General features: G+C 44.5%; 17 protein-coding genes, 1 tRNA gene and 1 pseudogene. 10 read left to right on the forward strand and 9 right to left on the reverse strand.

The features are described from left to right. Positions 1-210: 210 nt before the first annotated feature. Both VK179_18890 and VK179_18895 read left to right on the forward strand, forming a co-directional pair. A complete protein-coding gene (locus tag VK179_18890; protein HLO60826.1) occupies positions 211-1,050 on the forward strand; it encodes a carboxypeptidase-like regulatory domain-containing protein in 840 nt (279 codons plus the stop codon). A 5-nt stretch (positions 1,051-1,055) separates the two neighbouring features. Further along, complete coding sequence (locus VK179_18895) at positions 1,056-2,006, forward strand: pyridoxal-phosphate dependent enzyme (GenBank protein HLO60827.1); 951 nt, start codon at positions 1,056-1,058, stop codon at positions 2,004-2,006. On the opposite strand, the gene VK179_18900 is transcribed toward VK179_18895, so the two are convergent. Genes VK179_18900 through VK179_18910 form a run of 3 tightly spaced genes read right to left on the reverse strand, consistent with a single transcriptional unit; the run spans position 1,957 to position 4,850 of the window. Next, the gene (locus VK179_18900) at positions 1,957-3,090 is read right to left on the reverse strand and encodes an endonuclease/exonuclease/phosphatase family protein (protein HLO60828.1); all 1,134 of its coding nucleotides are present in this window, start codon (positions 3,088-3,090) and stop codon (positions 1,957-1,959) included. The two genes, VK179_18895 and VK179_18900, sit on opposite strands and share 50 nt — an antisense overlap. After that, positions 3,087-3,998 carry a rhomboid family intramembrane serine protease gene (locus tag VK179_18905; GenBank protein ID HLO60829.1) on the reverse strand — a complete coding sequence of 304 codons (912 nt, stop codon included), beginning with the start codon at positions 3,996-3,998 and terminating at the stop codon, positions 3,087-3,089. Before VK179_18905 ends, VK179_18900 begins: the two co-directional genes overlap by 4 nt. A 33-nt stretch (positions 3,999-4,031) precedes the next feature. Next, on the reverse strand, positions 4,032-4,850 hold the full coding sequence (locus VK179_18910; GenBank protein ID HLO60830.1) for a rhomboid family intramembrane serine protease: 819 nt from the start codon (positions 4,848-4,850) through the stop codon (positions 4,032-4,034). A gap of 68 nt (positions 4,851-4,918) precedes the next feature. Here VK179_18910 and VK179_18915 point away from each other — a divergent pair, with 68 nt between their 5' ends. Genes VK179_18915 through VK179_18930 form a run of 4 tightly spaced genes read left to right on the forward strand, consistent with a single transcriptional unit; the run spans position 4,919 to position 9,476 of the window. Beyond that, positions 4,919-5,908, forward strand: a complete 990-nt coding sequence (locus VK179_18915; protein HLO60831.1) for a bifunctional ADP-heptose synthase — start codon at positions 4,919-4,921, stop codon at positions 5,906-5,908. 38 nt (positions 5,909-5,946) lie between these two features. Then, on the forward strand, positions 5,947-7,341 hold the full coding sequence (locus VK179_18920; GenBank protein HLO60832.1) for a mandelate racemase/muconate lactonizing enzyme family protein: 1,395 nt from the start codon (positions 5,947-5,949) through the stop codon (positions 7,339-7,341). Between the two features lie 11 nt (positions 7,342-7,352). Continuing rightward, a complete protein-coding gene (locus tag VK179_18925; protein ID HLO60833.1) occupies positions 7,353-8,549 on the forward strand; it encodes a bile acid:sodium symporter family protein in 1,197 nt (398 codons plus the stop codon). Positions 8,550-8,558: 9 nt separating this feature from the next. Then, the gene (locus tag VK179_18930) at positions 8,559-9,476 is read left to right on the forward strand and encodes a hypothetical protein (GenBank protein HLO60834.1); all 918 of its coding nucleotides are present in this window, start codon (positions 8,559-8,561) and stop codon (positions 9,474-9,476) included. Positions 9,477-9,901: 425 nt separating this feature from the next. Here VK179_18930 and VK179_18935 read toward each other — a convergent pair whose 3' ends face one another. Further along, positions 9,902-10,459: a hypothetical protein gene (locus VK179_18935; GenBank protein ID HLO60835.1), complete on the reverse strand. Its 558-nt coding sequence runs from the start codon at positions 10,457-10,459 to the stop codon at positions 9,902-9,904. Between the two features lie 57 nt (positions 10,460-10,516). Then, positions 10,517-13,216, reverse strand: coding sequence for a DNA ligase D (ligD, locus tag VK179_18940; GenBank protein ID HLO60836.1), 2,700 nt, complete (start codon positions 13,214-13,216; stop codon positions 10,517-10,519). A 115-nt stretch (positions 13,217-13,331) separates the two neighbouring features. Between ligD and VK179_18945 the strand changes: the two genes are divergently transcribed. Together VK179_18945 and VK179_18950 are read left to right on the forward strand one after the other, a co-directional pair. Next, positions 13,332-14,117, forward strand: a complete 786-nt coding sequence (locus VK179_18945; GenBank protein ID HLO60837.1) for a glycoside hydrolase family 16 protein — start codon at positions 13,332-13,334, stop codon at positions 14,115-14,117. A gap of 63 nt (positions 14,118-14,180) precedes the next feature. Further along, positions 14,181-14,735, forward strand: coding sequence for a dihydrofolate reductase family protein (locus VK179_18950; protein HLO60838.1), 555 nt, complete (start codon positions 14,181-14,183; stop codon positions 14,733-14,735). Positions 14,736-14,756: 21 nt separating this feature from the next. Here VK179_18950 and VK179_18955 read toward each other — a convergent pair. The 4 genes and pseudogenes from VK179_18955 to VK179_18970 all read right to left on the reverse strand — a co-directional run bounded on the left by VK179_18955 (position 14,757) and on the right by VK179_18970 (position 16,744). Then, positions 14,757-14,830 (reverse strand) — tRNA-Pro (locus tag VK179_18955). A 155-nt stretch (positions 14,831-14,985) separates the two neighbouring features. Further along, on the reverse strand, positions 14,986-15,558 hold the full coding sequence (locus VK179_18960; GenBank protein HLO60839.1) for a four helix bundle suffix domain-containing protein: 573 nt from the start codon (positions 15,556-15,558) through the stop codon (positions 14,986-14,988). Positions 15,559-15,734: 176 nt separating this feature from the next. Beyond that, the gene (locus tag VK179_18965; GenBank protein HLO60840.1) at positions 15,735-16,367 is read right to left on the reverse strand and encodes a hypothetical protein; all 633 of its coding nucleotides are present in this window, start codon (positions 16,365-16,367) and stop codon (positions 15,735-15,737) included. Between the two features lie 14 nt (positions 16,368-16,381). Further along, positions 16,382-16,744 (reverse strand): annotated as a pseudogene (locus VK179_18970) (hypothetical protein). A gap of 79 nt (positions 16,745-16,823) precedes the next feature. On the opposite strand from VK179_18970, the gene VK179_18975 reads away from it, so the two are divergent. Then, the gene (locus VK179_18975) at positions 16,824-17,669 is read left to right on the forward strand and encodes a sulfite exporter TauE/SafE family protein (GenBank protein HLO60841.1); all 846 of its coding nucleotides are present in this window, start codon (positions 16,824-16,826) and stop codon (positions 17,667-17,669) included. A 3-nt stretch (positions 17,670-17,672) separates the two neighbouring features. Next, positions 17,673-18,053 (forward strand): DUF1634 domain-containing protein, encoded by a 381-nt coding sequence (locus VK179_18980; GenBank protein ID HLO60842.1) that lies wholly within the window; start codon positions 17,673-17,675, stop codon positions 18,051-18,053. The last annotated feature ends 20 nt before the right edge of the window (positions 18,054-18,073 follow it).

Genomic DNA, 18,073 nt, shown 5'->3' on the forward strand with positions numbered 1-18,073 from the left:
CTGCAAGGAGAGGGGGCAGGGGGTGAGGTGTAGAAGAAAGTGACTGCAAGGAGAGGGGGCAGGGGGTGAGGTGTAGAAGAGTGCGACTGCAAGGAGAGGGGCAGGGGGTGAGGTGTAGAAGAAAGTGACTATTTCGCCTTAACATTTTTTAACCCCCTCTATTTTGCTTTTATTCCGGATTCGGTACCTTTGTTATAAAGCCCGACACACATGAAAACACATAATCTGCTGCGAATCCTTGTACCGGTTCTGCTGGTTGTTCCGGCAGCGGTCGCTGAGGCACAGGTTAAGCAAATTCATGGTAAGGTAACAGATTCTGAAACACAGGTTCCGGTCGAATACGCATATATACTCAACTTCAGCCGTCAGCAGCAGATCTACTGCAACAGCAAAGGGGAATTCCGCATTAACGCTGAAGCCGGTGACACCCTTGTTTTATATGCCCTTGGTTACGATTATAAGAAAGTGGTAGTTGATGAGGAAATGATTGGAGGGGAAACATCTGTAGTGAAACTCAATCACCAGTCGTACGATCTTAATGAAGCCCGAATCCTTGGTTTCGGCTCATATTATGATTTCCGTGAAAAGTTTGTCAACCTCGAAAGACCGGTTACCCAAACGGAACAATTGAATAAAGATATTGCCCAGGTATCGCAGCAGGTAGCCATTCAGGCCTACAGTGAAGCCATGACAAAGCAGAGTGCGGAAAATGGTGTCACCCTGATGCGGGCCAATATTTATACCCCGGAAGAGATCGAAAGAATGAAACTGGCAAAAATCATTGAGAAGGAGAAAGTAAAAGACCAGGTATACCATAAGTTCAACCCCATGATGGTTAAACAAATAACCGGTTTAACCGACGATGATGAAATCATTGAATTCATGGTGTACTGCAAATTCACGGATGCCTATATCATTGAAGTGAGCGAATACGATTTGTCTGCCCGTATTGCGTTGAAATTTGAAATGTTTAAAAAATATAAGGAAGACCAGAAATCGATGGAAAACCCGGTTAATTATCTTGACAATCTCATGTATATACAGGCCTGATCAATATGACAACAGTTCCATCATTCAACGATATCCAACAAGCCCACAATCGAATTTCCCCTTTTATTCACCGCACACCGGTGCTTACATCCGAAGGCATTAATGAAACAGCCGGTCTGACAGTTTATTTCAAATGCGAGAATTTCCAGAAAGTGGGTGCCTTTAAATACAGGGGTGCCACCAACGCGGTTTTATCGCTTACTGATTCGGAAGCCGCTAGGGGAGTAGCTACGCATTCATCGGGAAATCATGCAGCCGCATTGGCCCTGGCAGCAAGGAAAAGAGGTATCAGATGTTATGTAGTGATGCCACGGACGGCACCCCAGCCAAAAATCGAAGCGGTGATGCATTACGGTGCCGAAATAACTTTCTGTGAGCCTACACTCCAGAGCAGGGAAGATACATTAAAGATTATAACCGATAAAACCGGTGCTGCCGTAGTCCATCCATACGACAATTTCAATGTAATCTGCGGACAGGGTACAGCAGCAAAGGAATTACTTGAAGAGGTCCCTGATGTGGATATCCTTTTTGTCCCTGTTGGTGGTGGCGGTTTGTTATCCGGCAGTTCCATTTCTGCAAAAGCCATGAAGCCGGAAATGGACGTATATGGCTGTGAACCGGCTAATGCTGATGACGCACACCGATCGTTTTATTCGGGTATTCTGCAACCTTCAGTGAATCCGAAAACTATTGCCGATGGATTGCTTACATCGCTCAGTAATCGGACTTTCGGAATCATCAGGAACAATGTCAAAGACATTTTCACTGTTTCGGAGGACTCTATTATCAATGCCATGGAGCTTATCTGGAGGCGAATGAAAATCATTACTGAAGCCTCATCGGCTGTTGCTCTTGCTGCACTGCTCGATAACAGGGAAAGATTCAAGGGTAAAAGGGCGGGCATTATTTTGTCGGGCGGGAATGTGGATCTGCGGAACCTGCCTTTTCATTAATAACAAAGCCGGCCTTTACCGGGTAATGGTCCGATAGTTTTATCTTGCCTATTTTATGATTAACCGGGGTAAGTTCAGGGCTGCAGAACACATAATCAATCCGGACATAGGGGAAGTTGCCCCTAAAAGTGGTACCGATACCCGAACCGGTGTGAATAAACACGTCCTTTAACCCTTTCGACATGGTTTTGTATGCATACGAAACGGGGGTGTCATTGAAATCACCGCAAACAATCACCGGGTAAGGCGAAGCATCGATCTCGCGCCTGATCTTATTAACCTGTCCCGCTCTCATGATATATGCCTGCCGCATTCTGACTGAAATATCCTTCAGGTCATGAAGGTGTTTGTCGCTATAATTAAAAATAAGACTGTCCAGAAGGTCGTTGTATTCCTTTCTGAGCCGGATCGACTGAAGATGGCAATTGAAAAGCCTTATAGTGTCGTGCCCGGCAACAATGTCGGAATACATGCTTCCATTCAGTGATTCTTCAAAATCGATCATTTTCTTATTGATGATCGGGTACTTGCTGAAAGTAGCCATACCGAAATTAAGTTTCCCTTTAACGTGATCGGTGTAATATACATGGCTGTATGAAAGAGGTTTCAAACGGCGTTTCAGGTTTTCAAGATCATGGCTTGTACCAGGAAGGGTGATAAATTCCTGGAAGCAGACAATGTCGGGCTTTTCGGTGCGGATGTAACTTGTAATCCGCTGCCATGCCGAGGTGTCCTTATTCCAATGGTAATAATTAAACAACCTCACATTATATGTAAGCACAGTTATTTTCTGGCCTGAAGGGCCGGTAGCGGGTTTACTGAAATGAAACTGGAATGTGGACTGAAGGGCATGCCAGCCAAGCAAAATGCTTAAAACAGAAATAAGGAAATACCATTTGCGAAAAATAAGCCACCAGAGGACAAACAAAATATTCAAAATAAGAATAACGGGGTATGCAAGGGCAAGAAATGCGAATATCCATGAATTGGCCGGGCTGACATTTACTGAAAGGTAGCTGATCGACAAGAATAAAGCCAGCAGAATATTGACAATGAGCAGTATTTTTTTTACAAAGGTTTTCAATTTTTATTACTCATCTTGAACAGCGTTTCTTTTTCACTTTTTGAGAGACTTTCATAACCGCCTTTTGCAATTTTATCAAGTATACGGTCGACTTCTTTTTGCTGGCTGATTTTCCGTCGGTTATAATCTTCGTCGGTTACCTGCTTTGATTTCCGGTATGCCACATTCAGCTTGGGACGAGGTTTGAAAAGATCAACTGCCTTATCAAGAAAAATATTCAGCCATCCCCCGATATCCCGCCCTTTTTTAAGGCCGCTCATAAACCAATAGCCATAAAGAGCTCCGCCCAGATGGGCAATATTGCCACCGGCATTATCCGAGGCAATCATGAGTATATCAATAATAACGAAGGCAATGGCAATATATTTCAATCTTACAGGACCAATGAAGAACATGTAAAGGGTGTAGTTGGGGACATAAAAAGAAATCGCCACTACAACGGCCATTATGGCTGCGGAAGCACCCAGCATCGAACCCCCGAGATACTCGCGTAAACCGGGGAAACCGTTTATGAAGGCAATGTAAAGGATAGACCCTGCCAGGCCGCCCAACAGGTATGTACTCAGCAATTGTTTTCCGGTAAGGTATTGCATGAAGATCCGGCCAAACCAATATAGCACAAGCATATTAAATACAATGTGCCACAGGTTGAAATGTGTGAACATATAGGTAATTACAGTCCATGGCCTTGTGAGAAGCTCACCCGGAATGCTCGGCACCATGAGGTATTTCAGTACCGTCTCATTAAAGGAAATCTTCAGTGAGGTAAGCGAAATACCCGGCGTAAACAGTCGCAAAATCACAAACCAGACTCCAAGAACCACAAAAACCGCCACATTGATAAATATCAGGCGATATATAATATTGCCTTTCCGAAGCGAACTTTTTATTTCATTCACCATGCTCATGCGGAGTGCACCTTTTGTATATTAACAAAGTTATCAATAAATTCGGAATTGGTTTCTTTTCCAGTACTTCACAAGCAGGAAGCCGAAAAGAGCACCACCCAGGTGCGCAAAATGTGCTATATTGTCCCCTTTGAAATTAGCCACACCCAAAAACAGTTCCAGGAGGGCGTAAACCGGGATGAAGTATTTAGCTTTAATCGGAATCGGGAGAAAAATAAGCATCAGTTCCACATCAGGAAACAGCATGGCAAAAGCAACAAGCAATCCGAAAACAGCACCGGATGCTCCGACGGTAGGAATGCTCAGATTATATTGAATAATTCCATTTACAATATTTTTAGCTTCAGGAATAAAAGAAGCATCATCAGGTTTATAGAACCAATTCTGCATAAAATTGGTGACATAATCGCTGGCTCTGCCATGAAGGTATTTCTCTACAAATTGATCAAACCCAAGGTAAGTCGGATTCTGAATGAATTCATTTGCCAGGTTCATCATATGATTCATCTGCAAATAATTTACAGTAAGATGTATGGCAGCTGCTCCCAATCCGGTTACCGTATAGAAAATCAGCATCCTTTTGCTTCCCCATACCTGTTCAAGAACACGTCCAAACATGAAAACCCCGAACATATTGAAAAAGATATGTCCGAAATTGGCGTGCATAAACATGTGGGTAACAACCTGGTGTGGCTCAAACATGGGCGATTTCAGGCTGTAAAGGGCCAGGTGGGTTGACATAAAATCGGTGGCTGCCGGCAAAAATGTGGCCAGGAAAAGGATTACATTGATAATGATTATATTCTTGATTACCGGAGGGAAATTGCTTTCAGACGAACCAAAAAAACTCATAGAATTGATTTAGTGTTATTGCGCAAAGATAGGATGTTTTATCTTTACGTGAACAAATTTGTAAAAGCGTGAACAACCAGCAGATATCTGATCTATTAAAGCAATTTGAAGGCCTCAGGATCCTTATCCTGGGTGATGTAATGCTTGATTCGTATGTGTGGGGAAAAGTGACGCGGGTATCGCCCGAAGCGCCGGTGCCTGTTGTTATGCATATGAACACGGAGAACAGGCTGGGAGGTGCGGCGAATGTAGCCCTGAATGTTAAATCGCTGGGCGCTGTGCCGGTCATGTGCTCGGTCATCGGCAATGATGAAAACAGCAGGCATTTCAGGGAACTGGTCAGACAGTCGGGCATGCCCGAAGACGGCCTGATCGGATCATCCGACCGGATAACAACCAATAAAATGCGGATTATCGCCGCCAGTCAGCAGTTGCTGCGGGTTGACCACGAAGTGGAGCATTATATCAGCACGGAGCTTGAAAACGCGCTTTGGGACCGGGTCAGGTCGATGATTGAAAAGGATCATATAGCTGCCATTATTTTCCAGGACTACGATAAAGGAGTGATTACACGCAACCTGATTGAAAAAACAATTTCACTGGGAAATGAAAGAAATATTCCTACTCTCATAGATCCCAAAAAGAGAAATTTCAGCCTGTATCACAATGCAACGCTTTTCAAGCCCAATTACAAAGAGCTTACCGAAGGGATGAATGTGGAATTGCGCAAATCCGATTTTGACCAGCTCCATAAAGCGGCAAGAGAACTCCAGGATAAATCAGGATTTAAGATGGTTCTTGTGACCCTCTCTGAACACGGAATGCTCATCAGCAAAGGAGATGAATACCGGGTTGTGCCTACACACGCCCGTGAAGTTTCTGACGTTTCGGGAGCAGGCGATACCGTTATAGCCACGGCAAGCTTATGCCTGGCTGCAGGTACCGATCCGTATGTGATGGCACAGTTATCCAATCTGGCGGCAGGGCTTGTATGCGAAAAGGTAGGTGTGGTTCCCGTCGAAAAAGAATGGTTATTGAACACCGACTTCTCCTGGTAAGATAATTTCACTAATTTTAGATTAGTTAATTCTCTCCTATGAAAAAGTTTCCTGCGAATTCACTTTCCGCAGGCCGCCGTGATTTTGTACGTAAGGCATCACTGGGCGCCCTGGGAATGGGTATTATATTGGAAAACCACGGTATTGAAAGAGATGTGGAACAATATACCCGGAATGTTTCACGATATTCTTCCCCCAGTGATCTTAAGATAACCGACCTGAGGGTCACCCGATGGAGAAACACACCCATCATCAAAATTTACACCAACCAGGATATCTATGGCCTGGGTGAAGTACGCGACGGGGCAAGTGCGACTTACGCCCTGTTTTTGAAAAGCAGGCTTCTGGGCAAAAATCCCTGCAACGTTGAGCGGATCTTCAAAAACATTAAGCAGTTCGGTGGTCATGGCCGTGCCGGAGGCGGTGTATCGGGCGTTGAAATTGCCTTATGGGACCTCGCCGGAAAGGCTTATGGAGTACCTGTTTACCAGCTTCTGGGAGGCAAATACCGCGACAAAATCAGGATGTACGCGGATACCCCTTCATCAGACGATCCTGCTGTTACGGCAAAACGGATACAAAGCCGGATGGATAAAGGTTTTACAATGGTTAAGATCGACCTTGGCGTGAATCTCCTCCGGAATATTCCCGGAACAGTGGTGGGCAAGAATATGTGGGACCTGGATAAAGGCTGGACCGATGAGGAAATGAGCTACGGGCAGACAAAGCACCCGTTTACCGGTTTACAGATAACCGAACTCGGGTTTGAAAAACTCAACGAATACATCGACAGGGTTCGCAGGATCACAGGCTATGAAATTCCCATTGCTTCTAATCATTTCGGGCACTTTGACCTGAACACGGCCATCAGGCTGGGAAAGGCAGTTGATAAATACAGGTTATCATGGCTTGAAGACCTGATTCCCTGGATATATACCGATGAATGGAGGTCGATTTCGGAAGCCATTGAAACACCTACTCTGACTGGTGAAGACATATTTCTTAAAGAGGAATTTGCTAAGCTTTGCAATGTGCATGCTGTAGATATGATTCATCCGGATATGGTAACAGCCGGTGGTATCCTGGAAACAAAAAAGATCGGCGATTATGCCGAGGAAAAAGGTATAGCCATGGCCCTGCACTGGGCGGGAACACCCGTGTCACTTATGGCCAATGTGCATTGTGCGGCAGCCACCCAGAATTTCATTGCCCTCGAACACCATCATGTGGATGTGGAAGGATTTGAGGACCTGGCGAGTGTGGTGAAAAAGCCCATTGTGGATAAGGGATTTATACAGGTTCCTGAAACACCGGGTCTCGGACTCGATCTGAATGAAGAAGCCATTCGCAAAGAGCTTCCGAAAGGTGAGCCATACTTTGCTCCGACGCCTGAATGGGACAATGAAAAAAGCTGGGACAGAACCTGGAGTTAACCTGTTTTCAAATGACATACACCGGACCGCTTATTATTGCCGCATTCGGCATACTTGCGCTTGCTGTAAGACGTTCTGAGAAACTGAAGGGATTATCTTATACCCTGTGGATATTCACCGCTGTGGCAGCTGCCATGTTTTATCCCCAATATTTCACCCACGCCGGTAAATTTGAATTCAAAAAGCTTATTGTGCCGCTGCTTCAGATCATCATGTTCGGCATGGGATCGCAAATGAGTTTCAGTGATTTTGCCGGGGTGATCCGGATGCCGAAAGGGGTTATCATCGGTGTGATTTCTCATTATATCATCATGCCACTTGTCGGCTTCGGAATTGCGCATATTTTCAATTTTCCCCCTGAAATTGCCGCAGGCATCATTCTTATCGGGTGTGTTCCCAGCGGATTGGCTTCAAATGTAATGTCCTACATTGCCAAAGCCAACCTGGCGCTGGCGGTTACAGTAGGAGCCGTGTCCACGCTTCTTTCTCCCCTGATTACACCGGCTTTAATGAAGTGGCTCGGTGGCCAGTTTATCGAAGTCAATTTCTGGAGCATGATGCTTGACATCTTCAATATGATCATTCTGCCCATCATTGCCGGATTTGTGTTTAACCTGTTCCTGAAACCGGGCAAAGGCAGGAAAGAAAAAACAGCGCAGTTGCTTTCTTATTTGGGCATCATTGTGGTCACGGCTTTCCTGTCGATGAAGGTAAAAAACTCCGGATTACCGGGATTTACCAAAGTCCTTGTCTTATCAGTTACCTGGTTTAGTGTTTTGCCCGGACTGGCAGGGTATGCCATACGGAAGTTCAGTTCGGGATCGCCTACGTGGCTTGAGAAAGTGCTGTCAACAGTCTCAATGGTTGGAATTGCATTGATTGTAACTGTGATAACGGCGGCTGGCCGCGATAGCCTGTTGAAAGTGGGGGCGCTCCTTGTTGTAACAAGTATTCTCCATAATCTTTCAGGCTACACGCTTGGGTATTCTCTGTCATGGCTGGCCAGGATGCCCGAAAAGGACAGGAGGACGATTGCCTTTGAAGTGGGGATGCAGAACGGGGGACTGGCTTCGGGACTGGCATTGCAAATGGGAAAGGTTGCCACCGTGGGATTGGCGCCAGCGATTTTCGGACCCCTGATGAATATTACAGGATCCGTTCTGGCTAACTGGTGGCGCAGTAAACCTGTGAAAGAAAAAAATACATAAATACCGGATATGAAAAAATTAGTCGTTTTATTGCTTGTTGTATGCTCGGCTTCAGCGTGGGGCCAGATCTTTCCGAAGATGGACATGATGATGTTTTATACGGATTCGTGGAAAGGAGAGCGGTTTACGGATGGCAGACCGAAAGTGTCGGATGACCTGATCAAAAGAGTGATGAACCTGTCGATTGAAGAAGTCTGGCAGACCTTGCGGAATGAAGGATTCAATAACCAGTATGCCGACGGCTTTAAAATGGTTCATCCCGACAAACCATTCGCCGGCAGGGCTGTCACGGCGTTGTATATGCCGAAGCGCCCGGATGTGGAAAAGAAAATACTTGAAAAAGGACATAATGAAGGGCAAAAAGGCGCAGGCAACTCATGGCCCATTGACCAGCTGAAAGAAGGAGATGTGTATGTGGCCGATTGTTTTGGCAAGGTGGTCGACGGAACGCTGATAGGCGATAACCTGGGTAATTCAATTTTTGCGAAATCAAAGACCGGAGTTGTGTTTGATGCAGGCGCCAGGGACCTTGAGGGCCTTGAGGCCATTGAAGGTTTCAATGCCTGCGTACGCGATTTTCATCCCAGTTATCTCATGGAAACCATGCTGATGGGGATCAACGTGCCGATTACAATCGGGAATGCAACAGTAATGCCTGGTGATGTAGTACTGGCAAAAAAGGAAGGGGTAATTTTCATACCACCCCACCTGCTGCAGAAAGTGGTATTAAATGGTGAGTTCACAGCGCTTCGCGATGAATTCGGTCATGAAATGCTGCGGAACGGAACCTATACCCCCGGCCAGATTGATGCTGCATGGACAGAAGAAATAAAGTCTTCATTTCTGAAATGGATTGATGCCAACACTTCCCGCCTCCCCATGTCGCGCCAGGAGCTGGATGCGTATATGAAGGAGAGGAATTGGTAATCCAAGGCCGTCGTTGCGAGGAGCTTGAAATTAACTGATTATAGCAGTAAGAAAAGCGACGAAGCAATCTGCCCGCACTGGCAGGGCTTTACAAAGAGGCCAAATGTCATTTCGAACCGATATGATAAATTTTGAAATACGATTTTGAACCCTTTCAGGGTTCTTGTCTGCTGGCATTATAATCCACGGGTTTCACCCGCGGTTATTCAGATCTCGCTACTTCGTAGCTATTTGTAAAAGCCATTGTTGTCATTTCATTCGGTGATCTTAAAAATAGGGTTGGTTACTCGCAATGACGGTTCTTTTTTTAACAAAATATTTTCGAACAATAAAACAATATTGATGTTCTATCATCGTTGTCCGAACGAGGATAACGGAACTCTGTTTAACCCTAACATAAATTGCGGTTTACCCATGGAAACCCGTCACCGGAAATAACTATTCCGCTGACGGGTTTTGAATTTGTAATCCAGGTATATGCCGCAGCCTTTTTTATCGATAAGTCCTCTTACATGATGCAAATTATATACTTCTTTAACAGTTGCGTGATCATAAAATTCATTCAGCACTACTGAATAAAGAGTGGTCGTATTACCCAGCATACAGGCTGCGTTCATAAGAAGATTTACTGGCACCCCGGTTAATTGCTGAACCTTATGAGGTGTGAAGCCCGAAATAGTTTTTGAAAGGAAGTTAAAGCCTTCAATCCGCTCTTTTATGGATTTCTCATTTATGTATCCTGCCTGAATAATCAGGTTTAATAAGCCCTTCATTACTACATGAATACTTCCTGGTTGAATGGTCAGATGGACAGTGACTTTTGATGCAGTGAAAGTCAATCTGGGATTAATGAGAATAAGTTTTGGCGGATTATTTCCTGAAAACCTGTCACGAATTTCTGACCAGGGGACCTCCTGTCGTGAAGAAATACTATTACCGACAATGAGAATCAGATCAGACGTATAGATGGGTGAATAATCCAAATTAAGGTTTTGTTAAAAACAAGACAAAAAACCAAAAGTTCGGATTGAAGAGGTGTATCAAAACAGCGATTCTGTTTTTTCAAGCACCTTTTCCATTTCAATTCCTTTTCCCAGGACATCTTTAAACAGGTCGCCCTCTGACCTCACTCTTTCAATGGCATTCCGAATCGTGAAATCAGTCATTTTAAGTCCCTTTTTCACTTCATCCCAGTGAAGAGGCATGGATACTGTTGCGCCCGGCTTTGGACGCAGGGAATAGGGACTGGCTATGGTTGCACCCGGGCGATTCTGCAGAAAGTCGAGGTACATTTTACCCTGCCGTTCGCTGATCATTCGCTCAACGGTGGTGTATTCGGGTAATTGCTGATGAACGATATTGACGATGATTCGGGCAAACAGCTGCGATTGATCATATGTATATTTGGCTGCAAGAGGTATATAAATATGAATACCGGTAGACCCTGATGTTTTGGGAAAAGAAGGAACTCCGGCCAGATCCAGCACTTTTTTTACCAGGTTGGCTGCCTCAATAACCTGGTCAAATGTGTTTTTGTCGGGATCCAGATCAATGATACAGTAATCAGGGTAATCTTCAGATTGAATACGGCTGAACCACGGATTCATTTCAATGCATCCCAGCGAAGCCATCCACAGCAATGTGGCCTCATCGCTCCCTACAAGGAATTCCTTGTGCTCACCATCACTCGTAACATAAGGAAAAGTTCTTACCCATTCAGGCGATTTACCTTTTACATTTTTCTGGTAGAAATGCTGGCCGTGAATTCCGTTTGGAAAGCGGTTAAGTGATTGCGGGCGGTCCTTCAGGTAGGGCAGGATGTATTCGGCCACCTGGTAGTAGTAGTTGAACATGTCGCGTTTGGTGATACCGTCTTCAGGCCAATAGACTTTGCTCAGGTTGGTAAACTTCAGCTCGTGCCCGTTAATCGTTTTTACCTGGGTTTCTTCATTGGGATTCAACAGAGATCTTCGTTCACTTTTTGCCGGGGCATTAACAAGTGTTTGTTTCGATTTAGTTTTTTTTTCAGGTTTTACTTCTGATTTTTCTTGTTCAACGATTTCTGCAGTATCGGCTTCTTTTTCACGGACCACTTCAGAAGCCTTTTTATCCGTTCGCAGACCTTTAAAAGATGGATGCCTGAAAACGCCGTCATTCGTCATTTCTGTAAAAGTAATTTCGCAGATCAACTGCGGCTTCAGCCATATGGCACTTGCATGAGGCGGGTTAGGCCGGAACCGGGAGGGTTGGTTCACATCAGGGACTGTCTGGAACGGGCTTTCTTCAACTACAAGGGGTTTAAACTGTTTCATCATCTCACGCTGCAGTTTATCGGTGAAGCCGGTGCCTACTTTGCCCACAAACTGGAAAATGCCCTTTTCATAAACACCGAGCAGAAGCGAGCTGAAGAGTTTGCCGGTTCCTTCATTCACAGTGTAGCCGCCAATAACGACCTCCTGCCGTTTATGCACCTTGATTTTAAGCCAGTATTTTGACCGGATATCGGGAATATAGAGGCTGTCCTTTTTCTTGGCAATCATTCCTTCAAGTCCCAGTTTACCCGCTGCTTCAAAAAATTGCTTGCCATGTTCAGGGAACGCCTCGCTGATCCGGATCATATCGTTATTCTTCGGAAAGATATCATTGAGGATATCAAGCCGGCTGCTTAAAGGCAGGTTCATCAGGTTTTTCCCGTTGTACCAAAGGATGTCAAAAACGTACAAAACCAGCTGCCCGTCCGCTTCGCTCCTCCAATTCTGCAAAGCGCTGAAGTTGGATACGCCTTTTTCATTGAGCACCATGATTTCACCGTCGATTACCGCATCATTCTTCCATTGTTTCAGTGCTTCAGCGATGGGGTAGTATTTTTCGGTAAAGGATTTGTTATTTCTCGATTGCAGTTGCACCGATCCTTCCTCGATAAAAGCTATAGTACGGTAGCCATCCCATTTCACCTCAAAAATCCACTCCGGATCATCAAACGGATCGTCTACAAGCGTTGCCAGCATGGGTTTGACCAGAGAAGGCATTTTCGACTTTTCAGCTTTTCGCAGAGCATTGCCTGTATTGCGGGGCTGTTTCTGGCTGATAGTACCGGTTTTAACCTGGTCATCCAGCTTTTTAATGGTGTTGTCCTTAGGTTGCCCATAAATATTAGTGCTGGTGACTTTGACTTCATCAATTGTTTTGCCCGACTGAACCGATTTATCTTCAAGTGTAATATCCCTATCCGTGGCAAATTCATCACGGTGCTTGATCATCAGCCAGCTGTTTTCACCCCGGGTGGCTGTTCGGACCAGGGCGAATTCACCTTTCAGTTTTTTACCATACAGGGTTATTTTAAGCTGACCGCTTTCAAGACTTTGGAGCAAATGGCGTTCCTTGTCCTTTTTCGATTTTCCCTGAAAATTCGAGGGCTCATATGTGCCCTCATCCCAAACAATAACTGTTCCGGCACCGTATTCGCCTTTCGGAATAATGCCTTCAAAGTCGCGGTAATCAAACGGATGGTCTTCCACCATCATGGCCAGTCGTTTTACCGCAGGATCGAGTGTAGGCCCTTTGGGTATTGCCCAGCTTTTAAGCACCCCGTCCATTTCAAGCCTGAAGTCATAGTGCAGGCGGGTTGCCGCATGTTTCTGAACAGTAAATTTAAGTGATTTCTTATCAGCACTTTTACCACCGAATGGTTCCGGGGTAATAGTTGGATCCCGTTTTTCCCTGTATTTTTCGAGTGCCATAACCTAACGTAATAGTAATGGATTAACAGTTGATTCAACAACATGTTTAGCGCAGAATGATTGATCAGGAATGCAATAAAAACTAACTTTACTGTAACGATTCAAAAAATATGCTATGAAATCAATTTTATGTCTGGTTGTTGTTACAGTATTATTTTCAGCAGTTTCCTTTGGGCAACAGTCGCAAAAGAAACTTGTATGGTCGGATGAGTTCGATTATTCAGGACTTCCCGATTCAAAGAAATGGCAGTATGAGGAAGGACTCATACGGAATAATGAGGCTCAGTATTACACCAAAGCAAGGCAGGAGAATGCAAAAGTTGAAAACGGGGTGCTCACCATCACCGGGCGTAAAGAGGAATATAATGGTGCGCATTATACTTCGGCCAGTATCAATACGAAGGGTAAGTTTGAATTCACAAAAGGTCGGGTTGAAGTAAGAGCTAAATTGCCCGAAGGCAGGGGCACATGGCCGGCAATCTGGACGCTGGGCACAAACATTGAGAAAGTCGGATGGCCGGTTTGCGGAGAAATTGATATTATGGAATTCGTTGGTTATGAGCCTGATAAGGTTTATGCCAACGTACACACGGGCGATTACAATCATACAAAGGGAACCGGCCGTGGTGGGAGTATTACGTATAACAGACCATTTGATGATTTCCACATTTATGCCGTTGAATGGTACAATAATCGCATGGATTTCTATTTTGACAATACAAAATACTTCACCTGTACAAGGAAAAATGAGGGATTGGGGGAATGGCCATTTACCGAACCCCAGTATTTGCTGGTCAACCTGGCCATCGGCGGCGCCTGGGGAGGTACAAAAGGAATTGACGATTCTATATTTCCCGTTACTTATCAGATTGATTATGTGAGGGTGTATTCACTGGAATAGGCAGGTATTGAAAGTCGGTTGCAACTTTCCTGCATTCCGGAGTGTTATCCCCCGAAATGTCTTATGAGAAGAATTGTTGCAGCCATTAATATGACAATTGACGGGTATGCTGACCATACGGCGGTCACTCCTGATGAAGAAGTGCATGAACATTACAGTGAGTTATTAAGCAATGCCGATGCCATATTATACGGGAGGATAACCTACCAGCTGATGGAATACTGGTTAACCGTGCTTGAGAATCCTACCGGTAATGCAGCCATGGATGAATTTGCGTTGGTAATTGACAGGATTCCGAAGGTCGTTTTTTCAAATACGCTGAAATCAGTTGATTGGAAAGGCACACGGATAGCCAGCCGGGATCTTAAAGATGAAGTTACCGACCTTCGGCAACAACCCGGTAAAGATATCCTTGTGGGCAGTCCAAGTATTATCATTTCACTGATGAACCATCAGTTGATTGATGAACTGCAGCTGTGTGTGCATCCCGTTCTGGCTGCAGGCGGTATGCCATTGTTTAAAAACATACGTGAAAGGACGGTTTTAAAACTATTACGGACAAAAACATTTAAAGGCGGAGCTGTGGTGTTTTATTATGAGCCGGGAATGGAGGGATAAATCTCCTGGAAATTAAAATTGTCGGGGTGAGAAGACTCGAACTTCCGACCCCTACGTCCCGAACGTAGTGCGCTAGCCAACTGCGCTACACCCCGATACAATTTCTATGGGCGCAAAAATAGTAAAAACAATAACAAAACTATAATTTTTTAGAATTTGTTAATGGGACCAATGGGACCTAAGTGACCTATGCGATATACCGGCCATTTGATAATACGTCGTATACGTCGTATATGTCTCATACGTCCCATTAACTATTCTCCTCATTTCTTGCATCCAGCCTTGCCTTAGTCATCCTTTCCCTGATTCCTCCTTCCTTCAAAAATGCTCTTTCCAAAGCTGCAATTTGCTTGTCAAGAAGATAACATGTAATATAAATTAAACAAATCAGCGAATTGGCACATATTTCGGGGTCCGGATTTTCGATTGCTTTTTTGTAGGTTTCATAATTAGCATTTGGGGTCTTGTTTAGCTCCCGGAATCTTTTTGTAAGACGATGATTCTTATCCCATAGTTCCAGTTTTTGTTTTCTGATAAAGTCTTTGTAGTCAAGTATAAGCTCTTCCAGTGATGCCCGTGCAACATTCGTAAGAGTAATTTCTGTTTGCTTTGAAGTCCCTGAGGCCATACTGCCTTCAGCAATATTTTGTTTACCGCTTCTGGCAGCCTGTTTCATTTGGTCATATGTTCTGTCGCGCTTTGATATGAAACGATCAATAAAATGAAGAGTACCGTCATAAATGATCTCTGCCTTTTGGTAAGATATAAGCTTTTCATAACCGCCATGCGGTGGTATGAAACCGGAATTTTGATTGGTTTTCATGATGGGTCATTAATGGATTTACAACTAACAAGGTTTCTTTCAGAGAAATAAATTTAGGAAAAAGAGTAATAACATGCAATAGTTTTGGGACGAATAGGACCTATGAGACCTATGTGTTTTTCCTAGCAGATCAAGGATGGTCCGTCGTATACGTCCCATCCGTCCCATAGGTCCCATTACAATTTATTTTTCTTCACCCCAACCCCAAACGCCTCTGCCGGGTTTTTCACTATTAATTGGTTTATTTCTTTGTCTGAAAAACCTTGCTTTTTTAATTCGGGAATCAGCTTTGTAAAAACGGTTGTATATCCCCTGAATTCCCCGCCATCTGGCTTTGCCGGATCATACCATCCCGCGTCATGAGAGATTAGCACGTTGCTAAGCAGCTTCTCATTTTTCATTTTTACCAGGAGGGTAACATATTCCATCACATTGTCATCGCTCAACCCGTCAAAGCTCACCCAGGCTCCCATTTTTGCAGCCCTGATATGATTTTGAACATCTTTCTCATTCTGGGCATGAACCCAGATAAAGGCTTCAGGTGATACACCCTGCTCTTTCAGAACCTCCAGTTCCGCGAAAGCAAGAACAGCAGGTCCGGTGTGCGATGCGATAGTCAGTCCGGTTTTCAGATGTGTCATCGCCGCAGCTTTTACTAATTTGCTGTGTAAATCACTGAGGCTGTCGCCTCCCACACCAATTTTAATAAAACCGGGCCTGATACCGGTGCCTTTAATTCCTTCATTCCATTCTTTAGTCCATCTCTCAGATAGTTGTTCCGCAGTTTCATCATAGACAAAGCCCGGCAAATACTTGTTGTTACCGGCACCATAATATCCGTATTGGTGACCAGGTTCAACCCTGTTGAATCAGCCAGCATTTTGAGTAAAAGAGGATCCCTTCCAAGGTATTCCGGGGTGCATTCAATAATTGCATTGCACCCGGATTTTTTCACTTCCCGCAGGTAAGGAAGCACAGCAGAAGCCACTTTTGCCCTGTCCCACCTGGAATCCGTTATCAGGTCAGCCCCGATAAAATCTACAAGAAAATGTTCATGCGTAAGCACAGTACCCAGTTGATTCACAGGAACCGGGCCATTGACTGTCATGACATAGTTGTTATCAGTCGAACACCGGATACCGAGTGCCGATATAAGAAGAATGAAACAACGATAAACCTGCTTCATAATTTCCACATTTCTATCTAATATAGTATAAATTCTCTTTATAATAAACGATGTGATCACTCAGGTGTTTTATTGGTAAATGCTGACCACCACCCTCATACTTTTCATTGGCGGAATAACTGCGGGACTCTTGGGGGCCCTTACAGGACTCGGCGGAGGCGTTATTATTGTTCCGTTGCTTACCGTATTCTTTGGCGTAGATATCCGCTATGCGATTGGTACTTCACTGATTTCAGTTATCGCCACTTCATCCGGCGCTGCCTCAGCCTATCTCAAAGAAGGCCTTTTGAACATCCGCATAGGTATGTTCCTTGAAATTGCCACTACCTTGGGGGCTATAGGCGGTGCAGCAATTGCCCTTTTCGCCCCGGTGAATGCCATTTCCATTGTTTTTGGAATTGTGCTTATCTATTCTGCAATAAATTCATTCAGAAAAAGAAAAGACCCAATCATTACAGGAAATGGTTCATTAGTGAAAGAATCCCGTCTTTCGAAGCTTTTACGTACCGAAGGTTCCTATAAATTATCCTCTGAAACAAGGTATTATAAAGCTCAAAACCTGCCCGGGGGATTTGCTGTTATGTCGCTTGCCGGTGTATTGTCGGGATTGCTGGGCATTGGATCGGGGGCATTAAAGGTAATTGCTATGGATTCGATAATGAAAATCCCATTCAAGGTATCCACTTCAACAAGTAACTTCATGATCGGAGTTACAGCTGCCGCCAGTGCCGGGATTTATTTAAGCCGCGGATATATTGACCCGGTATTGTCAATGCCCATCATGATCGGCGTCTTAATTGGCGCCCTTACAGGGGCAAAAGTCCTGCTGAAATCACAAACCAAAAAAATCCGCATTGTATTTTCAATAGTGATTATGCTTCTTGCACTTGAAATGATATACAGCGGCATCACAAAGAACGTATGAAAAATGAGAGAGGGTAATAACCTGAATGACGAAAAAATGAGGAATGCAATGGGATGGCTGTTGCGCATTGGTGTAATCATCTCGGCTATTCTTGTACTTATTGGCGGCATCCTGTTTTTCATTCAACATCCGCATGAAACCCGTAATTATTCGGTATTTGCTGGCGAACCCGACAGGTTCCGTTCTGTTTCGCTGATCCTTGACAATGCCATTCATTTTAAAGGACGAGCGGTCATCCAGTTGGGATTACTGGTTCTCATTGCCACCCCGGTGATCAGGGTGTTTTTCTCCCTGCTTGGTTTTTTGATTGCAAAAGATTGGATTTATGTGGTTATAACGTTGATCGTGATGATTATTCTGCTTAACAGTCTTTTTGCGTTTTAGTGGTTCTGTTTTAAAGTAGT

Source organism: Bacteroidales bacterium, assembly GCA_035299085.1.
In the GTDB taxonomy this organism is placed as follows: domain Bacteria; phylum Bacteroidota; class Bacteroidia; order Bacteroidales; family UBA10428; genus UBA5072.